The organism is Sorangium sp. So ce887 (assembly GCF_051521455.1).
Taxonomy (GTDB): Bacteria; Myxococcota_A; Polyangia; order Polyangiales; family Polyangiaceae; genus Sorangium.
Genome location: NZ_CP150354.1, coordinates 4,270,893 through 4,287,313, shown reverse-complemented (window position 1 = coordinate 4,287,313; position 16,421 = coordinate 4,270,893). Strand labels below are relative to the sequence as shown.

The 16,421-nt window shown below is 71.9% G+C and carries 14 protein-coding genes; 5 read left to right on the top strand and 9 right to left on the bottom strand.

The window, feature by feature from the left end:
* Window positions 1–55: 55 nt before the first annotated feature.
* From WMF36_RS15925 to WMF36_RS15905, 5 genes are all read right to left on the bottom strand, one after another.
* Window positions 56–1,339, bottom strand: coding sequence for a FecR domain-containing protein (locus WMF36_RS15925; RefSeq protein WP_437580455.1), 1,284 nt, complete (start codon window positions 1,337–1,339; stop codon window positions 56–58).
* On the bottom strand, window positions 1,329–1,892 hold the full coding sequence (locus tag WMF36_RS15920) for an RNA polymerase sigma factor (RefSeq protein ID WP_437580454.1): 564 nt from the start codon (window positions 1,890–1,892) through the stop codon (window positions 1,329–1,331). The genes WMF36_RS15925 and WMF36_RS15920 overlap by 11 nt, the downstream gene beginning before the upstream one ends.
* Before the next feature lie 656 nt (window positions 1,893–2,548).
* Window positions 2,549–2,884, bottom strand: coding sequence for a 4Fe-4S binding protein (locus tag WMF36_RS15915; protein WP_437580453.1), 336 nt, complete (start codon window positions 2,882–2,884; stop codon window positions 2,549–2,551).
* Window positions 2,881–4,542 (bottom strand): FAD-binding protein, encoded by a 1,662-nt coding sequence (locus tag WMF36_RS15910; RefSeq protein WP_437580452.1) that lies wholly within the window; start codon window positions 4,540–4,542, stop codon window positions 2,881–2,883. Before WMF36_RS15910 ends, WMF36_RS15915 begins: the two co-directional genes overlap by 4 nt.
* Before the next feature lie 251 nt (window positions 4,543–4,793).
* Entirely contained in the window at window positions 4,794–5,624 is an 831-nt protein-coding gene (locus WMF36_RS15905) for an NADPH-dependent oxidoreductase (RefSeq protein WP_437580451.1), read from the bottom strand.
* A gap of 284 nt (window positions 5,625–5,908) precedes the next feature.
* Between WMF36_RS15905 and WMF36_RS15900 the strand changes: the two genes are divergently transcribed.
* From WMF36_RS15900 to WMF36_RS15890, 3 genes are read left to right on the top strand one after another with little or no spacing between them, the layout of a single operon-like run.
* Complete coding sequence (locus WMF36_RS15900; RefSeq protein WP_437580450.1) at window positions 5,909–6,673, top strand: alpha/beta hydrolase; 765 nt, start codon at window positions 5,909–5,911, stop codon at window positions 6,671–6,673.
* Between the two features lie 35 nt (window positions 6,674–6,708).
* On the top strand, window positions 6,709–7,650 hold the full coding sequence (locus tag WMF36_RS15895) for a hypothetical protein (protein ID WP_437580449.1): 942 nt from the start codon (window positions 6,709–6,711) through the stop codon (window positions 7,648–7,650).
* Between the two features lie 33 nt (window positions 7,651–7,683).
* The gene (locus WMF36_RS15890) at window positions 7,684–8,055 is read left to right on the top strand and encodes a RidA family protein (RefSeq protein ID WP_437580448.1); all 372 of its coding nucleotides are present in this window, start codon (window positions 7,684–7,686) and stop codon (window positions 8,053–8,055) included.
* Between the two features lie 112 nt (window positions 8,056–8,167).
* On the opposite strand, the gene aroA is transcribed toward WMF36_RS15890, so the two are convergent.
* The 4 genes from aroA to WMF36_RS15870 form a co-directional block, all read right to left on the bottom strand.
* The gene (gene aroA / locus WMF36_RS15885) at window positions 8,168–9,466 is read right to left on the bottom strand and encodes a 3-phosphoshikimate 1-carboxyvinyltransferase (RefSeq protein WP_437580447.1); all 1,299 of its coding nucleotides are present in this window, start codon (window positions 9,464–9,466) and stop codon (window positions 8,168–8,170) included.
* Window positions 9,467–9,539: 73 nt separating this feature from the next.
* The gene (locus WMF36_RS15880) at window positions 9,540–10,454 is read right to left on the bottom strand and encodes an isoaspartyl peptidase/L-asparaginase (RefSeq protein WP_437581919.1); all 915 of its coding nucleotides are present in this window, start codon (window positions 10,452–10,454) and stop codon (window positions 9,540–9,542) included.
* Window positions 10,455–10,510: 56 nt separating this feature from the next.
* Entirely contained in the window at window positions 10,511–11,062 is a 552-nt protein-coding gene (locus WMF36_RS15875; RefSeq protein ID WP_437580446.1) for a hypothetical protein, read from the bottom strand.
* 978 nt (window positions 11,063–12,040) lie between these two features.
* The gene (locus tag WMF36_RS15870; protein WP_437491411.1) at window positions 12,041–12,541 is read right to left on the bottom strand and encodes a hypothetical protein; all 501 of its coding nucleotides are present in this window, start codon (window positions 12,539–12,541) and stop codon (window positions 12,041–12,043) included.
* Window positions 12,542–13,049: 508 nt separating this feature from the next.
* On the opposite strand from WMF36_RS15870, the gene WMF36_RS15865 reads away from it, so the two are divergent.
* On the top strand, window positions 13,050–14,870 hold the full coding sequence (locus WMF36_RS15865; RefSeq protein WP_437580445.1) for a hypothetical protein: 1,821 nt from the start codon (window positions 13,050–13,052) through the stop codon (window positions 14,868–14,870).
* Between the two features lie 74 nt (window positions 14,871–14,944).
* Window positions 14,945–16,336, top strand: coding sequence for a pyridoxal phosphate-dependent aminotransferase (locus tag WMF36_RS15860; RefSeq protein ID WP_437580444.1), 1,392 nt, complete (start codon window positions 14,945–14,947; stop codon window positions 16,334–16,336).
* Window positions 16,337–16,421: the final 85 nt, after the last annotated feature.

Genomic DNA, 16,421 nt, shown 5'->3' with positions numbered 1-16,421 from the left:
GCGCAGAGGAGGAGGAGCGTGAGGGCCCCGGCCAGCGCCTGCGCCCGCGCGAACCTCACGGCGTCCGAGCGAGGGCCCGCGCTGCCTGCGTGTAGGTTCCGCCCGGGAACCGGCGCAGGTACGCCCGCGCGACGGTCTCGGCCTGCGCGTCGCCATGGAGCCGCTGCACGATCACCATCTTGCGCCCGAGCGCTTCGGAGGCGTAAGCCCCCTGCGGAGCCTCCTTGAGATAGGTCTCGAACCAGGCGAGCGCCGCGGCGCCTCCCTCCTGGGTCTCCGCGAGGCGGCCGAGCAAGAACGCCGCCTCCTTGCCCCGTTGCGTCGCCGGAAAGCGCCGGCGCTGGGCGAGGAGCGCCCGCCGCGCGATGTCGTTCCGCCGCGTGTAACGCGCCGCGTCCGCGAGGGCCGAGAGCTCCTCGTTGCTGCTCTCCGCGAACGAGGCGTCGAGCCCGCGGCGCTGCGCCTCGTCGACGATGACGTCGAGCTTCCCGGCCGCGAGCTTCCCGGCCCAGTCGCGCCTCGGCTCGGCCGCGGGCGCCGCCGCGGGCGTCCCGGGCGGGTCCGGAACCGGCGCTGCGCTGGGCTCCTCGGCGTGGTCGGACGACGACGGGGCGGGCGCCGGCGACGCCGCGGCGCCCTGCTGAAGATCGAGATCGCGCAGGAGCACCTCTCCCGTGCGCTGCCGCAGGGTCAGCCATTGCCCGGCGCGCACCGCGATCGGCTCGCCGGACAGCGGCCCGCTGACGACGACGGCGCCATTCTCGAGCCGCAGATCGAGGCGCTCGTCCTCCGGCGCCCAGGAGAGCGCGAAGGCTGTCCCGGTCACGGTCACGAGGAACGGCCCCGCATCGAACAGCCACTGCGCCTCCGACCGATGGACCACGCGCGCGTGGACCTCTCCCCGGTCGAGGGCGACCCTGGCGCCCTGCTCGTTCACCGACACGATGTGCGCGCGCGCCATCTCGGCGAGTTGAACCTCGGTGCCGTCGGAGAACCGGACCTTCGGACGGCTCGATGTGTCCGCCTGGACGGAGCCGTCCTGCTGCACGGCGCCGCCCTCCACCTCGTAGGAGAGCCGATCGGAGAGCCGATCGGAGCGCGTTCCTCGCTGCCACCCGTTGACGCCGAGCAGGACCGCGGCGGCCACGGCGAGCGCGAGCGCTCCGACCCGGAGGGGCGACAGCCGGAAGCCCGGGCGCCTCGCCGTCCGCTCCGTCAGGCGGAGCAGCCCCTGGACACGCTGCTGGGGAGACATCATGCCGAGCGACAGGCGAGCGAGCTCGACCGCGCGCGCGGCGTTCGGGCTGAGCGCCGGGTCCTTCTCCTCGTCAAGCATCATCCCGCGCCTCCCCTCTCGTGCAGTAAGCGGCGAGGGACATGTCCTTCTCGACCTGGGACGACACGCGCTCCGTTGCCCGGCTGAGCCTGCGCTTCACGGTGGCCAGCGATATCCCGGTTGCCTCCGCGATCTCCGGCAGGCTCATCCCCTCCATGTGGCGGAGCACGAACGCGGTCCGGTCGTCTGCGCTCAGCGTGTCGAGGATCGCATAAAGGCGGCCCAGCGCCTCGCGCGCCTCGCTGTCCGCCGGGTCGACCGCCTGCTCCGGGAGCTCGGCAGTGTCCGCGAGCTGGAGGATGCGCCTCACGCGCCTGCGGCGGAGCTCCCACTTCAGGAGTCGAACGGTCACCGAGAACACGAAGCTCCCCAGCGCATCGGGGTCTCTCAGCCCCGATACTCTGGAGAACACGCGAACAAAGACCTCCTGGGTGACGTCCTCTGCGTCGGCGCCGGGCCCGAGCACGCGCGCGACGATCCGGAACACCTTGGGCGCATGCGCGTTCCACACCGCGGCTGCCGCCCACGGCTCTCCTGCCATGAGCGCGCGCACCACGTCACTTTCGTCAGTACCGCCACGCGCTGACGGAGCGATGGCAAGGCTGGCTCTACGCACAACGTCATCGCTCCGAGGGCTCGTGACTTCGCAGATCGGTCGTGATGAGCGAGCACAGTACCGAGCCGAGGTTCCCGGCGCAAGGCGGTCAGCGCGCACGGCCGGGGAGGTCGCTCCGGCAACCAGGGCGAGAGCGGCTATCGGCGCGGTGGGGCACCAGGGCGCGCAGGCCGGTGAGTTCCGGAGATATCTGCTCTGCGACGGTGGTGCGGGCGCCGCCTCAACCCCTCCAGCGCGCGGCTCGCGCGGTAGAGCTCGCGAGCCGCGCGAGGCAGCCGGCAGCGAGATCCCTGTACACCCGGACTGCGGCAACGGCCCACCAGATAACCTTGAGTGAAGTCGACATCGCTTCGGACGCTCCCGAGCTGCGTTGCCCGGATGCCCGGCACGGCGACCACCACGGATGTCCGCGGAGGTCGCAAGGATCTCGGTGGCTACTTCGACCCAGCCAGCCAAGCGCACGTCTGTCAGGCAGTAGCGGCGCGCCCTCGAACCGGCTCACCACGAGAGCAAATAGCGCGGGGACGGAAGATTCCCGTCGGAAGGCGGAAACGGCGCGGCGCGGCGCGGGAGGAGAGGAGCGCGCGGCGCAGGCGTCAGCCGCGGCGCGCGACCTCGAGCACACGGAACGTCTCGTCGGCGGCGGCGCCCGGCCTGCGCCGGCTCCCCCACCCGACGGCGGCCCGGTAGCTGCCGAGGAGCCCGGACGCCGAGAGCTGCTGCTCGTCGACCGGGACCGGCTGCTCGGCGTCCGGGGCCACATAGAGCGCGTCCACCGGGCAATAGGCCTCGCACATGAAGCACGTCTGGCAGTCGCGCTGCCGGGCGATGACCGGCGCGCCGCCCGGGACGCGATCGAACACGTTCGTTGGGCAGACCTCGACGCAGAGATCGCACCCGATGCAGCGGGCATCGCTGACGAGCTCGATCATGGCGCGGGCGCCTCCGCGGCGGCCGCGCCGAGCGAGGCCGGAGCAGGCGATTCGGGGCGCACCCACACGTGATCGAGCCCGCCGGTGATCAGCCGCCGTTGCTGCGCCGGATCGAGCCCGGGATGGTCCTTGTGCTTATGCATCCCGCGCGTCTCGGTGCGCGCGCGCGCCGCGTTGAACATCCACCGCGCGGTGGCCACCATGGCCGCGCTCTCGCGCGCCCGCACGGCTTCGCGCACCTCCGCCGCCGGCCGGGCCTGCCGCACGTCCCGCCACAGCGCATCGAGCCGGTCGAGCGAGACAGCGAGCCCCCGCTCGGTGCGGAACAGGTTCTTGTCGTAGGGGAACACCTCGTCCTGCACCGACCGGATCACCTCCTCCGCGTCGAGCTGCCTCGTCCCGCCCGACGCCGGGAGCGCCGCGCGGCCGACCCCCCGGGCCGCGCGCTGGCCGGCGCGGGCGCCGACGCTGCGCGCGAAGACGGCGGCTCCCTCGCCGGCCCACTGCCCCGAGGAGATGGCCCACGCGGCGTTGTGGCTGCCGCCGCCCGTGAACCCGCCGCAGATGAGCTCTCGCGTGGCGGCGTCTCCGGCGGCGTAGAGCCCCGGCGCCGACGTGGCGCAGGCATGGCTCGTGATGCGGATCCCGCCCGTGCCGCGCACGGTGCCCTCGAGCCGCAGCGTGACGGGAAACCGCTGCCTGAACGGATCGATGCCGGCGCGGTCGAAGGGCAGGAAGAAGTTCGGCTGGGCCTTGCGCATCCACGCCTCCAGCGCCTCGTCGGCCTTGTCGAGCTGGGCGTAGACCGGCTGCGCGAGCAACGTCTCCGCGATCACGGACCGGCCGCGCTGCGAGCCGGCCCCCTCGATGACGCGCCCGTCCTCGTAGTAGAACGTCGCCCAGTTGTAGAAGAGGGTCTTCGTGACCGACGCGAAGGCCGGGGCGATCGCATAGGCGTTCGAGAACTCCATCCCTGACATCTCGGCGCCTGCCTCGGCGGCCATGAGACCGCCGTCGCCGGTGAGGACGTTGGTCCCGAGGGCCTTGCTCAGGAACGCGCAACCGCCGGTGGCGATGACCACGGCCCCGGCCCTCACCACCCACCTGTGCCCGAGCTGCCGGCAAATGCCGGCCGCGCCGGCGACCGCGCCGCTCGCGTCGACCAGGAGCTCGATCGCGGGGCTGTGATCGAGGATGCGGACGCCCGCGAGCTTCACCCGGTTGCGCATGAGGCGCATGTACTCGGGGCCTTGCAGGCTGCGGCGGACGGGCTGCCCGCCGTCGTCCACCGGAAACGGATAACCCCAGGTCGCGAGGTCGTTCACGCTGGCCCAGGTCCGGTCGAGCACGCGGTCCATCCAGCCCCGGTCGGCCAGGTGGCCGCCGAGGCCTTCCCGGCTGGCCTTGGCCGCCTCGCGCATCTCGGGGACCGGGGGCACGTACCACACGCCGACCCCGGACGGCGCGGTGGCGCCGCTGCTGCCGCAATAGCCCTTGTCCGCGAGCACCACGCGCGCGCCCTTCGCCGATGCGGCGAGCGCCGCCCAGGCCCCGGCTGGACCGCCGCCCAGCACCAGGACGTCGGCCTCCAGCGCCAGCGTGTCGCTCCCGTCGAGGGCGCGCCCGACCTCTCCCTCTGGCTCCCGTACCTCGCTCATGATTGGACGACTCCCTTGCTCAGGTCAGCTGCTCTGCCGAAGGCTCGGCCCATCGCTCTGCCGAGCGCTCGGCCCATCGCTCTGCCGAGCGCTCGGCCATCCGCTCTGAATTGCAGCCGACATGCCACGGCCCGTTTCTCCGCCGCGATCCGGCGGGCGGCGCCGTCGTTGCTGGCGGCGCATCAGGGCCTGCTGCGCGGGTGCTGCTCCTGGTGCATCTCCGCCGCCGAGCGCGATCGCCGGGGCACCGGCTACTGCAGCCGGAACCCCATCGCGGAGAGCGCAGCGCGCAGCAGGTCGCGCCCGCGCAGCGCCTGGGCCGACGCGACGCGCGCGGCCGAGTGGTGGCTCCAGCTCCCCTGCACGCCCATGCGCTCCCTCGCGTAGAAGCGCTCCATGAGCTGATCGTAGGCGTCGAGGGCGCCTACCCTTCGCTCGAACGCGCCGTACTGCTCGTGGTGCAGGACGACCTCCTGCGGGAGCCGCGGCTTGATGCTCGCCTGGGCTGCCGGGTCGGGCCAGCCCACGCACAGGCCGAACGTCGCGAACACCTGGGGAGGCAGGCCGAGCTCGGCCGCGACCGCCTCCGGGTGGTTCCGCAGCGCGCCGATGTAGACCGTGCCGAGGCCGAGCGACTCGGCCGCGACGAGCGCGTTCTGGGCGGCGAGCGCCGCGTCGACCACCGCCATGACGAACATCTCGAGGTAGTCGAGCCCCTCGTGCCCGACGCCGCGGCGCTCCGCGAGGTCGCCGAGCCGCCGCAGGTCGGCGAGCCAGACAAGGAACAGCCCGCAGTCGCGCACGTGCGCCTGGCCGCCGGCGAGCTCCGCGAGGCGCCTCCGCCGCTCGGCATCCTGCACCGAGAGCACGCTCCAGAGCTGGAGGTTCGAGGAGCTCGGCGCCGACTGCGCGGCGGCCACGAGGAGCTCGAGCGTGCCCTCCGGGAGCGGCCGCTGCGCGTACCGGCGCACCGAGCGGTGCCCGAGCAGGCTCTCGATTACCTCGTTCCACTGCGCGAAGCGGGGCGCCGCCCCCTCGCTGCCGTATCGCTCGCCAAAGTACTCCAGGGCGCGGTTGCTCATCGATCGTGCTCCTCCTGTCCCATCGATCTCTCCGGGCGCGCTCCGTGCAACTCCGTGCACAAGAGCGTGCACAACAGGTTGAAGCGGAGAATCCCCCCTCGACCTCGAGGCGCCCCAGGCGCTGCCGGCGAGCCCCGGGCGCGCCCCGATGGCGTGACGCTCGTGGGAACGCGACCAGCCAGCCAAATCCAATAAAACGGATAAATAATCCGTTAAAACAGACATGTCAACCGCTTCGCGGTGGACCTCTTGCGGTCGGCCGGTCCTGGCACAACGCCAGATTTATGAAATTTTCCTCTGTAGCCATCGCAGGGCTGAGCCTCGCCGTGCTCGCGGCGGGGTGTGGGAAGGAGGAGCGTGCGCTCGCGCAGGAGCGCCCGGAGCAGGCGACGGCCATGGATCCGCGCGCGGTCGATCCGCCGCTCGTGGCGACCGAGATGGCCGTGCCCGGCGATCTGCCGGCGTTCGTGGTCACCGGACGGGGCGGCGCGTGCCCGCGGATGGTCTTCCTCCACGGCATGTGCGGGCACGGGCTCGGCTACGTGCAGGCGTTCCAGGGCGCGGCGCGCGAGCACGGCGGGGTGCTCGGGCTCCAGGGCGACGTGCCCTGCGGAGGCGACGGCGTGTTCAGCAAGTACTCGCCCGACCCCGAGGCGCAGGACCGGCGCATCCGGAACGCGCTGGCAGCGTGCGGGGGCGAGGCGGAGGACCTCGTCGTCATCGGCTACTCGCAGGGGGCCTACATCGCCGAGCGGCTCGCGGAGCGCTGGCCGGAGCGGTACGCGCGGCTCGTGCTGCTCGGCGCGCCCACGACGCCCTCGGCCGCTCGCCTCCGGGACATCCGGGGGGCGGTGATGATCAGCGGCGAGCTCGACGCGAGGTACCGCATGAAGGAGGGCGCGGGCGGCCTCATGGCGGCGAAGATCCCGGCGGTCTATCGGGAGATGCCCGGAGCGCGCCACGGAGAGATGCCGGACGCCGAGCGGGTCATGGATGAGGCGCTCGACTGGCTCGACGCGCTCGACGCGAACGCGCGGCCACGCCCCTGAGATCGGGCCCGCGCGGGTGCTATGGAGCTCGCGCAATGGTCGAGCGCGCGTCCTCCGGGGCGCCGCGGGAGGTGAGCGCGGCGCTGGCCCCCACCGACCCGCTCGGCGCCCTCAACCAGGCCTTCCTCGACGCCTACGCCGCGCGCCGGGAGGCCGTCCTCGCCAGCATCGAGCCGATCATCGCCCAGATCGACGACAGCCTCATCCTGCGGCGCGGCGGCCAGCGGTTCGAGGGCCCCGCGCGCACCCGGCGCTACCACGAGCTCAAGGTGGTCGCCCACGCCCCGCTCGCCGTCCACACGCTCCTCTCGGGCCGGCGAGGCGCGCTCGACGGCGACGCGCAGGGCCGGCTGGCCGAGCTCCGGCAGCGCATCGCCGCGGCCGCGGCCGACCTCGACGGCCGCGGCTTCACCCCGGAGCAGCTCGCCCGCCAGCGCCGGATCCTCGACGCGTCGCTCGCGCTCCTCGACGAGGCGAGCGCGGCGGGCAGCGTCGCGCCCGAGGCGCTGTCCGCCTTCACCCGCGCGCAGACCCCGGACGTCCTCCTCAACGCCGAGGACGCGGCGCGCGACCAGATCGAGACGATGCATGCCACGGTCGAGGCCTGGAAGCGGGACATGACCCCCGAGGAGCGCGAGCGGCTCCGGGCCGTGGTCGCGGTCTCGCACATGGCCCGCCCGGGGAACGTGGCCGCGCAGTACTTCTCGGTCACCCTGGGAGAGACCTGGCGAGGCCGCTTCGACCAGGAGGGCCTCCGGCCGGGGAAGCGCGTGCTGACCGCCGAGGCGACGTTCGACGAGGCGGAGGCGTTCGCGCTCCTCGCCACGCACGCGCTCGACGCCGGCGTGGCCACGCGCTTCTTCGGCGAGGAGACCCGGCTCGCGCGCGACATCCTGGCCGACGCGGCCGAGCGGATCCTCGCCGGGATGTTTCACAAGGAACCGGCGCCGCCGGTACAATCCAGGGCCGGAGAATGAGGGTCAGGCCGCCGGTGGACGAGGAGAGCCGCTGTGGAGAGAAAGAACTATTCTGCGCTGGGTGACCCGGTGGGGCCGTACGTTCATGCCGTCAAGCACAACGGCTTTCTGTTCCTTTCAGGGCTGACGGCGTTCGGCTCACCCGCTCAGAAGGGCAGCGTCGCCGAGCAGGCAGAGGCGATCTTCTCGCAGATCGCGAGCATCGCGCGCGCCGAGCAGGTCAGCCTGGAGGCGATAGCCAAGGTGACGATCTTCGTCACGAGCTTCGACGACATCGCGGCGCTGAGAGAAACGCTGTTTCGGATCTATGGCGCCGCGCTGCCGGCCAGCTCCTTGGTCCGAGTGGCTGGGCTTTTCTCCTCGGATCTGAGGATCGAGGTGGAGGCCGTGCTCGCAATCTCGTGAGCTCCAGGCTCCGGCTTCTGCTCGATCCTCCCGCGCATCGAGCCGCTGCAGCCCACGCGCACGCTGAGGCTCCTCGGCCAAACCGGTGAGGCGAGGGCCCGTGATCCAGCGATTATCCCCGAGGCGCCGCGTCGACCGCGCCGCGGCACCGCTCGACGTCCTCCCAGAACGTCGGATACGTCTTCGCGACGCAGGCCGGGTTCTCGATCGTGATCCCGGGCCGGCACAGCCCCAGGATCGCGAAGCTCATCGCCATGCGGTGGTCGCTGTAGCTATGCACCAGCGCGGGCGTCAGCGGGCGCGGCTCGATTCGGAGCCAGTCGTCGCCGTGGGTCACCTCCTGCCCCAGGCGGCGGAGCTCCGCGACCGTGGCGGCGAGGCGGTCCGTCTCCTTGATCCGGATGTTCGCCACGTTCCGGATCGTCGTCGGCCCCTCGAAGAGCGGCGCGATCGCCGCCAGCGTCATCACCGTGTCCGAGATGTGGTGCATGTCGACGTCGATGCCGCGCAGGCGCCCGTCGCTGCGCACCGTGGTGGCATCCGCCTGCTGGCTCACGCGCGCGCCGGCCTGCTCCAGGAGCTCGACGAACCGGTAGTCCCCTTGCAGCGCCCCCTCCCCGAGGCCGGGCACGGTGATGGCGCCGCCCGCGGCCGCGGCGAGCGCGAACGGGTAGCTCGCGGACGACGCGTCAGGCTCGATCGGGTACCTCCGCGGGCGGTACCCGCTGGAGGGATGGACGGTGAACCCGCCCGTGGCCTCGTCGATTCGACCGCCGAAATCCGCGACCATGCGGCGCGTGATCTCGACGTACGGGCGGCTCACCAGCTCGCCGGCGATGCGCAGATCGATGGCGGATTCGGCGAAGGGGCCGGCCATCATCACCGCCGAGAAGTACTGGCTGGAGCGGTCCCCGCGCATCGTCAGGGTGCCGCCCTTCAGCCGGCCGCCCCGGATCCGGAGCGGCGGGCATCCGGTCGCGCACGCCACGTCCGCGCCGAGCTGCCTCAGGCCGTCGACAAGATCGGCGATCGGGCGCTTGGCCATGTGCTCGTCGCCGACCAGCACCACCTCGCCGGGCACCAGGCACGCGAGCGCCGCCAGGAAGCGCACCGTGGTGCCGCTGTTCCCGATGAACAGCTCGCGCTCCGGCGCGCGCAGCCGGCGCCGCCCCCCCTGCACCACGAGCGTCTCCGGCCCGGCGTCCTGGATCCCGATCCCCATCGCTTCCAGGGCGGACCGCATGTGCCGCGTGTCGTCGCTGTGGAGCACCCCCTCCAGCGTGCTCTCGCCCTCTGCCAGCGCCGCCAGCACGAGCGCGCGGTTCGTGATGCTCTTCGAGCCGGGGACACGCCAGATCAGGTCAGGCGGCGAGGAGAGCGGGACGACGGGCAAGGGACCGGCAGGGATCATGGGGCCGGCAGACTAGATCCTCGTGGCAGCGCTGGCTACGTGCGGCAGCGTGGCCCTCGGATCCCCCGGCGTGCTACACACCGCTCTCTTCACCCCAGTCCCCGGCCGCCGCCCACGACATCGTCTCAGTCGACCGCGCCAGCCCGAACCGCCCGCACCGGTCGATGGCGATGACGCCCCCGGTCACGTCGAGCCGCTCTGCCAGGTGCGCGATGATCCCCCTTGCGGCTTCTTCGGCGCTGCAGCCGGCGCGCATCCGCTCCACGGCGGAGTGCGCCGACGCGAGCCGGATCATCCCCTCTCCGTAGCCGGTCGTCGACACGGCCCCGGCCTCGTCGTCGGCGTACGTCCCGGCCCCGATGAGCGGCGAGTCCCCCACCCGCCCGACCCGCTTGTTCGCCGTGCCGCCCGTGCTCGTGGCCGCAGCGGTGAGCCCGCTCGCGTCGCGCGCGACCGCGCCGACCGTGCTGCCCGCCCAGGAGGTCGCGCGTCCCGCGCCCTGCTGGACCGCGGCGAGCGCCTCCCGCGCGGCCTCGGTGATGAGCGCCGCCTCGCCCACGGGCGAGAACCCCATCGCTCGCGCGAACCTCGCGGCGCCGTGGGCGGCGTAGAGCACGTGCCTGCCGTCCTCCAGCGCCGCGCGCGCGATCGCGATCGGCTCGGCGAAATCCGAGAGCGCGCAGACCGCGCCGGCCCGCAGCCCGCGGCCCTCCATGATCGACGCGTCGAGCTCGACGTGGCCCTCCTCGTTGAGGACCGCCCCCGTACCCGCGTTGAAGAGCGGATCGTCCTCGAGGACGCGCACCGCGCGCTCGACCGCGTCGAGCGCGCTCCCGCCCTCGGCGAGCACGCGCGCCCCCTCGCGCGCCGCGCGGAGACACCCCGCCGCGTGCAGCGGCCGCCGCTTGGGGGCGACGTTCCCCGCGCCGCCGTGCACCAGGATGGATCGCCCCCCTCCGCGCCCGCCCAGATGATGGATGACGTGCATCACGCTCGCGGCACCCTACCGCGGCGCGCGCCCGGAGGTCCACGCCCACCCGGCGCTCACTCGGGCGGAGACGCGCTCTTCTTGGCCGTGAGATCGTAGTCCATCCCGCACGGCAGCGCGGCGAACACCGGAGCGAAGCTGAGCTCGCCGGCCACGAGATTCTCGCAGTGCGATCCCGCCGTGGGCGTGAACGCGTAGGACATCCGCGCCTTGAACCGCGCGACGTCGTCGCCGGCGTCGCCGAGCTCCCCGCTCGCCCGGTCGCGCCGCTCGACGGAGCACGGCGGCCCCGGCGGCGCGTCGCCGGTGCGCATGTCCACGAGCACGCGCCCCTCGATCGAGAAGCTCACCTTGTCCTCGGCGAGGACGCCCTCGGTGACGCTGGCGCCGTTGTCCCAGAACAGCGCGCCCTCGCCGCGCGCGAGCTCGACATCGAACTCCCACAGGCGCGTCGCCCCGAGCGCCCCCTCACCGCACGTGTTCGCCGTCTGCGTCCCGACCACGTGGAAGGTGCCGAGCGCGGTCCCCTGCGCCGCGGTCTCGTCCCCGAAGGCGTCGACGCACGCCGGGAGCACAGCCGGCAGCAACGCGAGCAGCAGCATCCGCATCGAGCCCGCCTACCAGAGGGGCGCGGCGAGGGACAAAAAAGCGCCCCTGGCAATGGAAATAAAAAACGGGTCGGGTGCTTCGCTTGCACCCGACCCGTCCCGTGGGCCTCTACCGGAGGCCTTCTGGACCCCGCTTGATCCCGCCTGTGCGGCGCCTCCCCTGCCCCATCGCGACGAGCGATCGACCCCGGAGCACCGGTGAGAATCGTTTCCGGAAGACCTGAGTCTCCCTCGATTCCCTCTCTGCCGGTCTCGCGGAGGTCGCGATGGCAATCAACAGGTTGTTAGGCACCGGACCTGGCCGAGCGCGGAGGCGTCTCGCAAGGCCCCGATGACCCTGCGTCACGCTCCACGAGGGTCAGCTGTTCCCAGCCTCCGGTATAGAAGAGCCACTGGTACTGTGCATGGTGTCCATCCCTCCTCCGGCGTGCCGGCACCCCGCGCCGGATCGAAAGAGATCGTCCGGCATGGCAAGGGTGTTCGATGCGGATCAGCGGAGAGCCCGCCGATCTGGTGTCGACCCCAGCACCGTGGTGCTCCACGGCAGGACCATCCTGGAGCTGATGCTCCGTCCGAGGCCGAGGACCAGCCTATCACCGCTGTTCAGGCGAGCAAGGGGCTCACGCACCGAAACATCGAAAGCGATTCGCTTCCATTCATTCCTCGCTTCGCGCGCCGGCGCAGCGCGCAGAGCGCTCGGAGCGACCAGGCCGGACAAGGCGCAGCGCCCGTCGTCGCATGGCGCAAGGCACACGGCGCACGGCGCAAGGCGCACGGCGCAAAGCGTGCTTCCGGGGGGCTACGCGCAGAGCGCGGGCGAGCAGCGGACGGAGCGCGTCCGAACACGGGAGCACATCCGACGGAACGTGTCCCGGCGGAGCGGAACAGCAGCGCGGACGGCAGCGGCGGGCGTGGGCGCGGCGCGCGGCGAGCTCGCCGGAGGCGCCGCGGTGCGCGCGTGGCTCCAGCGCGCGCCGGCTAGACGTGCATGAACCAGCTCGGCTCCTCGGCCTCCGGCAGCGCCGTGGCGAGGACCGCGAGCATCGCGTCGATCTCTTCCTTCGTATGCACGCCGCTGCGCAGGATGGCCGCGGGCCCCTCGCCCGCCGGCACCACGACCGACTCGACGGCGAGCGCCGTCTCGACCCCGTAACCGTAGGACGCCAGCGTCACGACCGCGGTGGCTTCCCGGTCGTCGAGCAGCCTGCGGATCGTCATCGTGCGCCGCACGCGCTCGCTGTCCTCGGCCCACGACGCGAGCCACGCGCGCGTCGCTTCGTCGAGGCCGACGAGCACGAGCTGAGCGGGGGGCATCGCGTCGGGATCGGCCGCGGCCACCGCGGCGCGGTGGAAGCCCCGCACCTCCCGGCACCAGAGCGGCGGCGCGCCGTCCACCCGGACGAGGAAACCGTAGGGGCCGCGAGCCCCCTCTCGCTCGGAGCCCCCCGAAGAAGCGGAAGAGAAACTGTCGTTCGACACGAAGGGAGACGATACACGAGCTCTGCTCGGCGGAGGAAGCCCGCTCAATTGCGCAGCACGTCGAACCGCCAAGGCTCCGCCCAGGTCACACGCGGCGCCTGGGTGCGCTCACCGCCTCCCTTTGCTTCCCCTGCTTCCCATCACCTCCCGTGCTTGCCCTGCTTCCCATCGCCTCCCGTGCTTCCCCTGCTTCCCATCGCCTCCCGTGCTTCCCCTGCTTCCCGTCGGATTCCTGCGCTTCCCTCCCCTGGCACGGTTCCCACAACGAGAACGCCACACTCCCTGGATTTCGGCTAAGGTGGCCCCCGCCTCCCCCGTGGAGCCCGTCCGGGACGGGGTGCGTTCTGCACCTACGGCGTCGCCCCGGCCGACGGGCTCCAGCCCGCAGCGGCGGGTCGGGGCGGCGGCAGCAGCGCTCGTCGCCGGGCGCGCTGTCGCGGCAGGCCGGCGCAGAGGCCCGCCGGCGCGCCCCCCACGTCACCTCGATCCCGATCCCGAACCGCAGGCAATGAAGCTCACGTCACAAGAAATCATCGAGATCGTCACCGCGTTCTGCGCCTACTTCGGCGCCGCGTACGCGCTCAACGCCTTCGCGCCGCCTCGCCTTCGCGTGCTCGCGCGGTACGGCGCGGTCGCCGCTGGCGTCGCGCTGTTCTTCTATGGCCTGCACCGGTACATCGACGAGCACGCCCGCGCCGTGGACCTGGCGAAGGTGCTGATCGCGATGGGCGCCGCGCTCTGCGTCTTCTACGAGACGCAGCGCGAGGGGATGCGCCGGCCGATCGCGGAGCGCTGGAAGCGGTACGTCGGCGTGGCCCTCGGGGTCGCCGCCATCGTCGCCTACTTCAACGGCTTCCGCTTCGGCTATGCCAAGTATTACCACCGATGGGATCAGTTCCATTACTACATGGGGGCCAAGTACTTCCCCGAGATGGGGTACGACGGCCTCTACAAGTGCGCGCTGATCGCGCAGGACGAGCTCGGGCTCGTCACGTACACGAACGAGGACACCGGGCGGCCTGTCAAGCTGGACATGGCGAAGGAGGTCCGCCACCCGGACAAGAAGATCCGGAACCTCGGCGGCGACAACCTCCTCATGCCGGCGAGCGAGGTGCTCGGCCAACCCGAGATCTGCAAGGCGCACTTCGCCCCGGAGCGCTGGGAGAAGTTCAAGGCCGACGTGCAGTTCTTCCGGACGTCCTCCGACAAGGGCTACTGGGAGGACATGCAGAAGGACCACGGCTACAACCCGCCGCCGGTCTGGACGATCATGGGCAAATTCTGGGGGGACCTCCAGCCGGCCAGCACCGGCTACCTCCAGTTCCTCGCCAGCTTCGATATTTTCTACCTGCTCGGCATGTTCGCCGCCATCTACTGGGCCTTCGGGTGGCGGGTCTTCGCCGTCGCGGCGATCTTCTGGGGCTGCCAGTCGTCGGCGCCGTTCTACTGGACCGGCGGCGCGTTCCTCCGGCAGGACTGGCTCTTCTACCTCGTCCTCTCGGCCTGCCTCATCCGCAAGCGCTACTTCAAGCTCGCCGGCGCGAGCATGGTCTACGCCGGCCTCCTGCGCATCTTCCCCGGCCTGCCCGTGATCGGCTGGCTGACCGTCGCGGGGATTTACCTCGTCCGCCACAAGCGGATGGCGCGATCGCACGTGCAGGTCCTGATCGGCGGCGTCCTCGCGGCCGCCGTGCTCATCCCGGTGAGCATGAAGGTCTCCGGCAAGGACTCGTACGTGCAGTTCTACGAGCACACCCTCAAGGTGCACGACCAGACGCCGCTGACGAACCACATGGGCCTCCGCGTCCTCGTCGGCCACAAGCCCGGGACCGGCGTCGAGTCCGGCCGGATGAAGTACACGAAGGACACGAAGCTCGTCGATCCGTTCGAGGTCTGGAAGCGGATGCGCAACGAGCGCTACGCGAAATACCGGTGGATCGCCTACGGGATCATCGCCGCCAGCTTCGCCGGCTTCGTGTACGTGTGCCGGCGGATCCGCTCGCTGTGGGTGGCCCAGTGCCTGGCCCAGATCTTCGTCATTCTGCTCTCGCAGCTCACCTGTTATTACTATTCGTTCATGATCCTGAGCGCGCCGCTCACGCGGCTGAAACGGCAGATCGAGGTGCCCCTGTTCGGCCTGGCAGCGCTCAGCCAGTTCATCTGGATCACGTTCCACTACAACGACGACAAGTACACGGCGCTCACCGCGGTCTCACTCGCCTTCTGCTGTTACCTGCTCTGCCTCTTCTCGGGTAAGCCGATGCCGTGGGCGCGGCGCCACGAGCCGGCGAGCGTCGACGAGGCGAAGCCGGCGGCCCAGAAGGCCTGAGGCGCCGCCCGCCCGCGCTGCCCCCCCTCGACACCGCCCCCAACGATGCCTGGAGAGACGCCTGGAAGCGAACGATGACGGACGTAGAGCGAGAGCATCCTGAAGAGCCCGGCGACATCCAGGGAGACGAGGCCCGCCCGAGCGACCCCGGGGCGCCGGCGGAACGGGAGCACAGGCCCCCCCAGCGCGGCGAGGAGCGGGCGGTCCACGCCTTCCGGAAGGTCCCGCGGACGGGCGTCATCTACGTTACGACCGAGGCCGCGCGCCTCGGGTTCAAGCCGGGCGTCGACGAGGGGGCGGCGGACGGCTGGTGCAACCTCGGGCAAGGTCAGCCGGAGACGGGGCCGCTGCCTGGCGCGCCCGAGCGCTGCTCGGCGGTGCCGATCGCCGGCGACGACCAGGAGTACGCGCCGGTGGCCGGGCTGTGGGAGCTGCGCGAGGCGGTCGCCTCGCTGTACAACCGTGCGTACCGGCGAGGCATGCCGTCGCGCTACACGGCCGAGAACGTCGCCGTGTCGGGCGGGGGCCGCATCGCCCTCACCCGCGCCGCGGCCGCGCTCGGCCAGATCAACCTCGGCCACTTCCTGCCCGACTACACCGCGTACGAGGAGCTGCTCGACGTCTTCCGGCTGTTCTCACCGATCCCGATCCTGCTCGAGGGCGAGCGGGGCTACTCGTTCTCGGTCGGCGACCTCCGGCGCGAGATCCTCGGCCGCGGCCTGAGCGCGATCCTCGCCTCGAACCCATGCAACCCGACCGGAAAGCACGTGCGCGGCGAGGAGCTCGCCGCCTGGGTCCGCACCGCGAAGGAGCTCGATTGCGCGCTCTTGCTCGACGAGTTCTACTCGCACTACGTCTACGGGATGGGCGACGTCGCCCCGATGGAGAGCGCCGCGCGCTACGTCGAGGAGGTCGACCGCGATCCGGTGGTGCTCTTCGACGGCCTGACGAAGAACTGGCGCTACCCCGGCTGGCGCGTCACCTGGACCCTGGGGCCGCGCGAGGTCATCGAGGCGGTGGCGAGCGCCGGCAGCTTCCTCGACGGCGGCGGCTCGAAGCCGATGCAGCGCGCCGCGGCAGAGTTGCTTACCATCGAGCACACCCGCGCCGAGACGACGGCCATCCACGGCGCGTTTTCGCGCAAGCGCGAGCTCTTGCTCGCGGGGCTGCGCAAGATCGGCGTTACCATCGACGTGGCGCCCGAGGGCACGTTCTACGTCTGGGGCTCGGTCGCCGACCTGCCGCCGGGGCTCTCGGACGGCCACGGCTTTTTCCGGGCGGCGCTCGGGGAGCGGATCATCGTCGTGCCGGGCGAGTTCTTCGACGTCAACCCGGGCAAGCGCCGGGCGGGCCGGCCGTCACGGTTCCGTCACCACGTCCGCTTTTCGTTCGGCCCGAGCGAGGACGTCCTCGTCCGGGCGCTCGGGCGGCTCGAGCGCATGGTAGGCGAGCGTCGCCGGGCCTGACACCGGAGGCGCCGCGCAGCGGAGCGGGAAGACGGGGCCGAGCGCCAGGTCTTGTCGCGCTGCACGTCTTCCGACATGGTGGGGG

Coding starts and splice junctions, on each gene's coding strand:
- WMF36_RS15905 (WP_437580451.1), bottom strand. CDS start 5,624: ATGAGCAACCGCGCCCTGGAGTACTTTGGCGAGCGATACGGCAGCGAG.
- WMF36_RS15925 (WP_437580455.1), bottom strand. CDS start 1,339: ATGATGCTTGACGAGGAGAAGGACCCGGCGCTCAGCCCGAACGCCGCG.
- WMF36_RS15895 (WP_437580449.1), top strand. CDS start 6,709: ATGGTCGAGCGCGCGTCCTCCGGGGCGCCGCGGGAGGTGAGCGCGGCG.
- WMF36_RS15865 (WP_437580445.1), top strand. CDS start 13,050: ATGAAGCTCACGTCACAAGAAATCATCGAGATCGTCACCGCGTTCTGC.
- WMF36_RS15875 (WP_437580446.1), bottom strand. CDS start 11,062: ATGCGGATGCTGCTGCTCGCGTTGCTGCCGGCTGTGCTCCCGGCGTGC.
- WMF36_RS15880 (WP_437581919.1), bottom strand. CDS start 10,454: ATGCACGTCATCCATCATCTGGGCGGGCGCGGAGGGGGGCGATCCATC.
- WMF36_RS15910 (WP_437580452.1), bottom strand. CDS start 4,542: ATGAGCGAGGTACGGGAGCCAGAGGGAGAGGTCGGGCGCGCCCTCGAC.
- WMF36_RS15915 (WP_437580453.1), bottom strand. CDS start 2,884: ATGATCGAGCTCGTCAGCGATGCCCGCTGCATCGGGTGCGATCTCTGC.
- aroA (WP_437580447.1), bottom strand. CDS start 9,466: ATGATCCCTGCCGGTCCCTTGCCCGTCGTCCCGCTCTCCTCGCCGCCT.
- WMF36_RS15860 (WP_437580444.1), top strand. CDS start 14,945: ATGACGGACGTAGAGCGAGAGCATCCTGAAGAGCCCGGCGACATCCAG.
- WMF36_RS15900 (WP_437580450.1), top strand. CDS start 5,909: ATGAAATTTTCCTCTGTAGCCATCGCAGGGCTGAGCCTCGCCGTGCTC.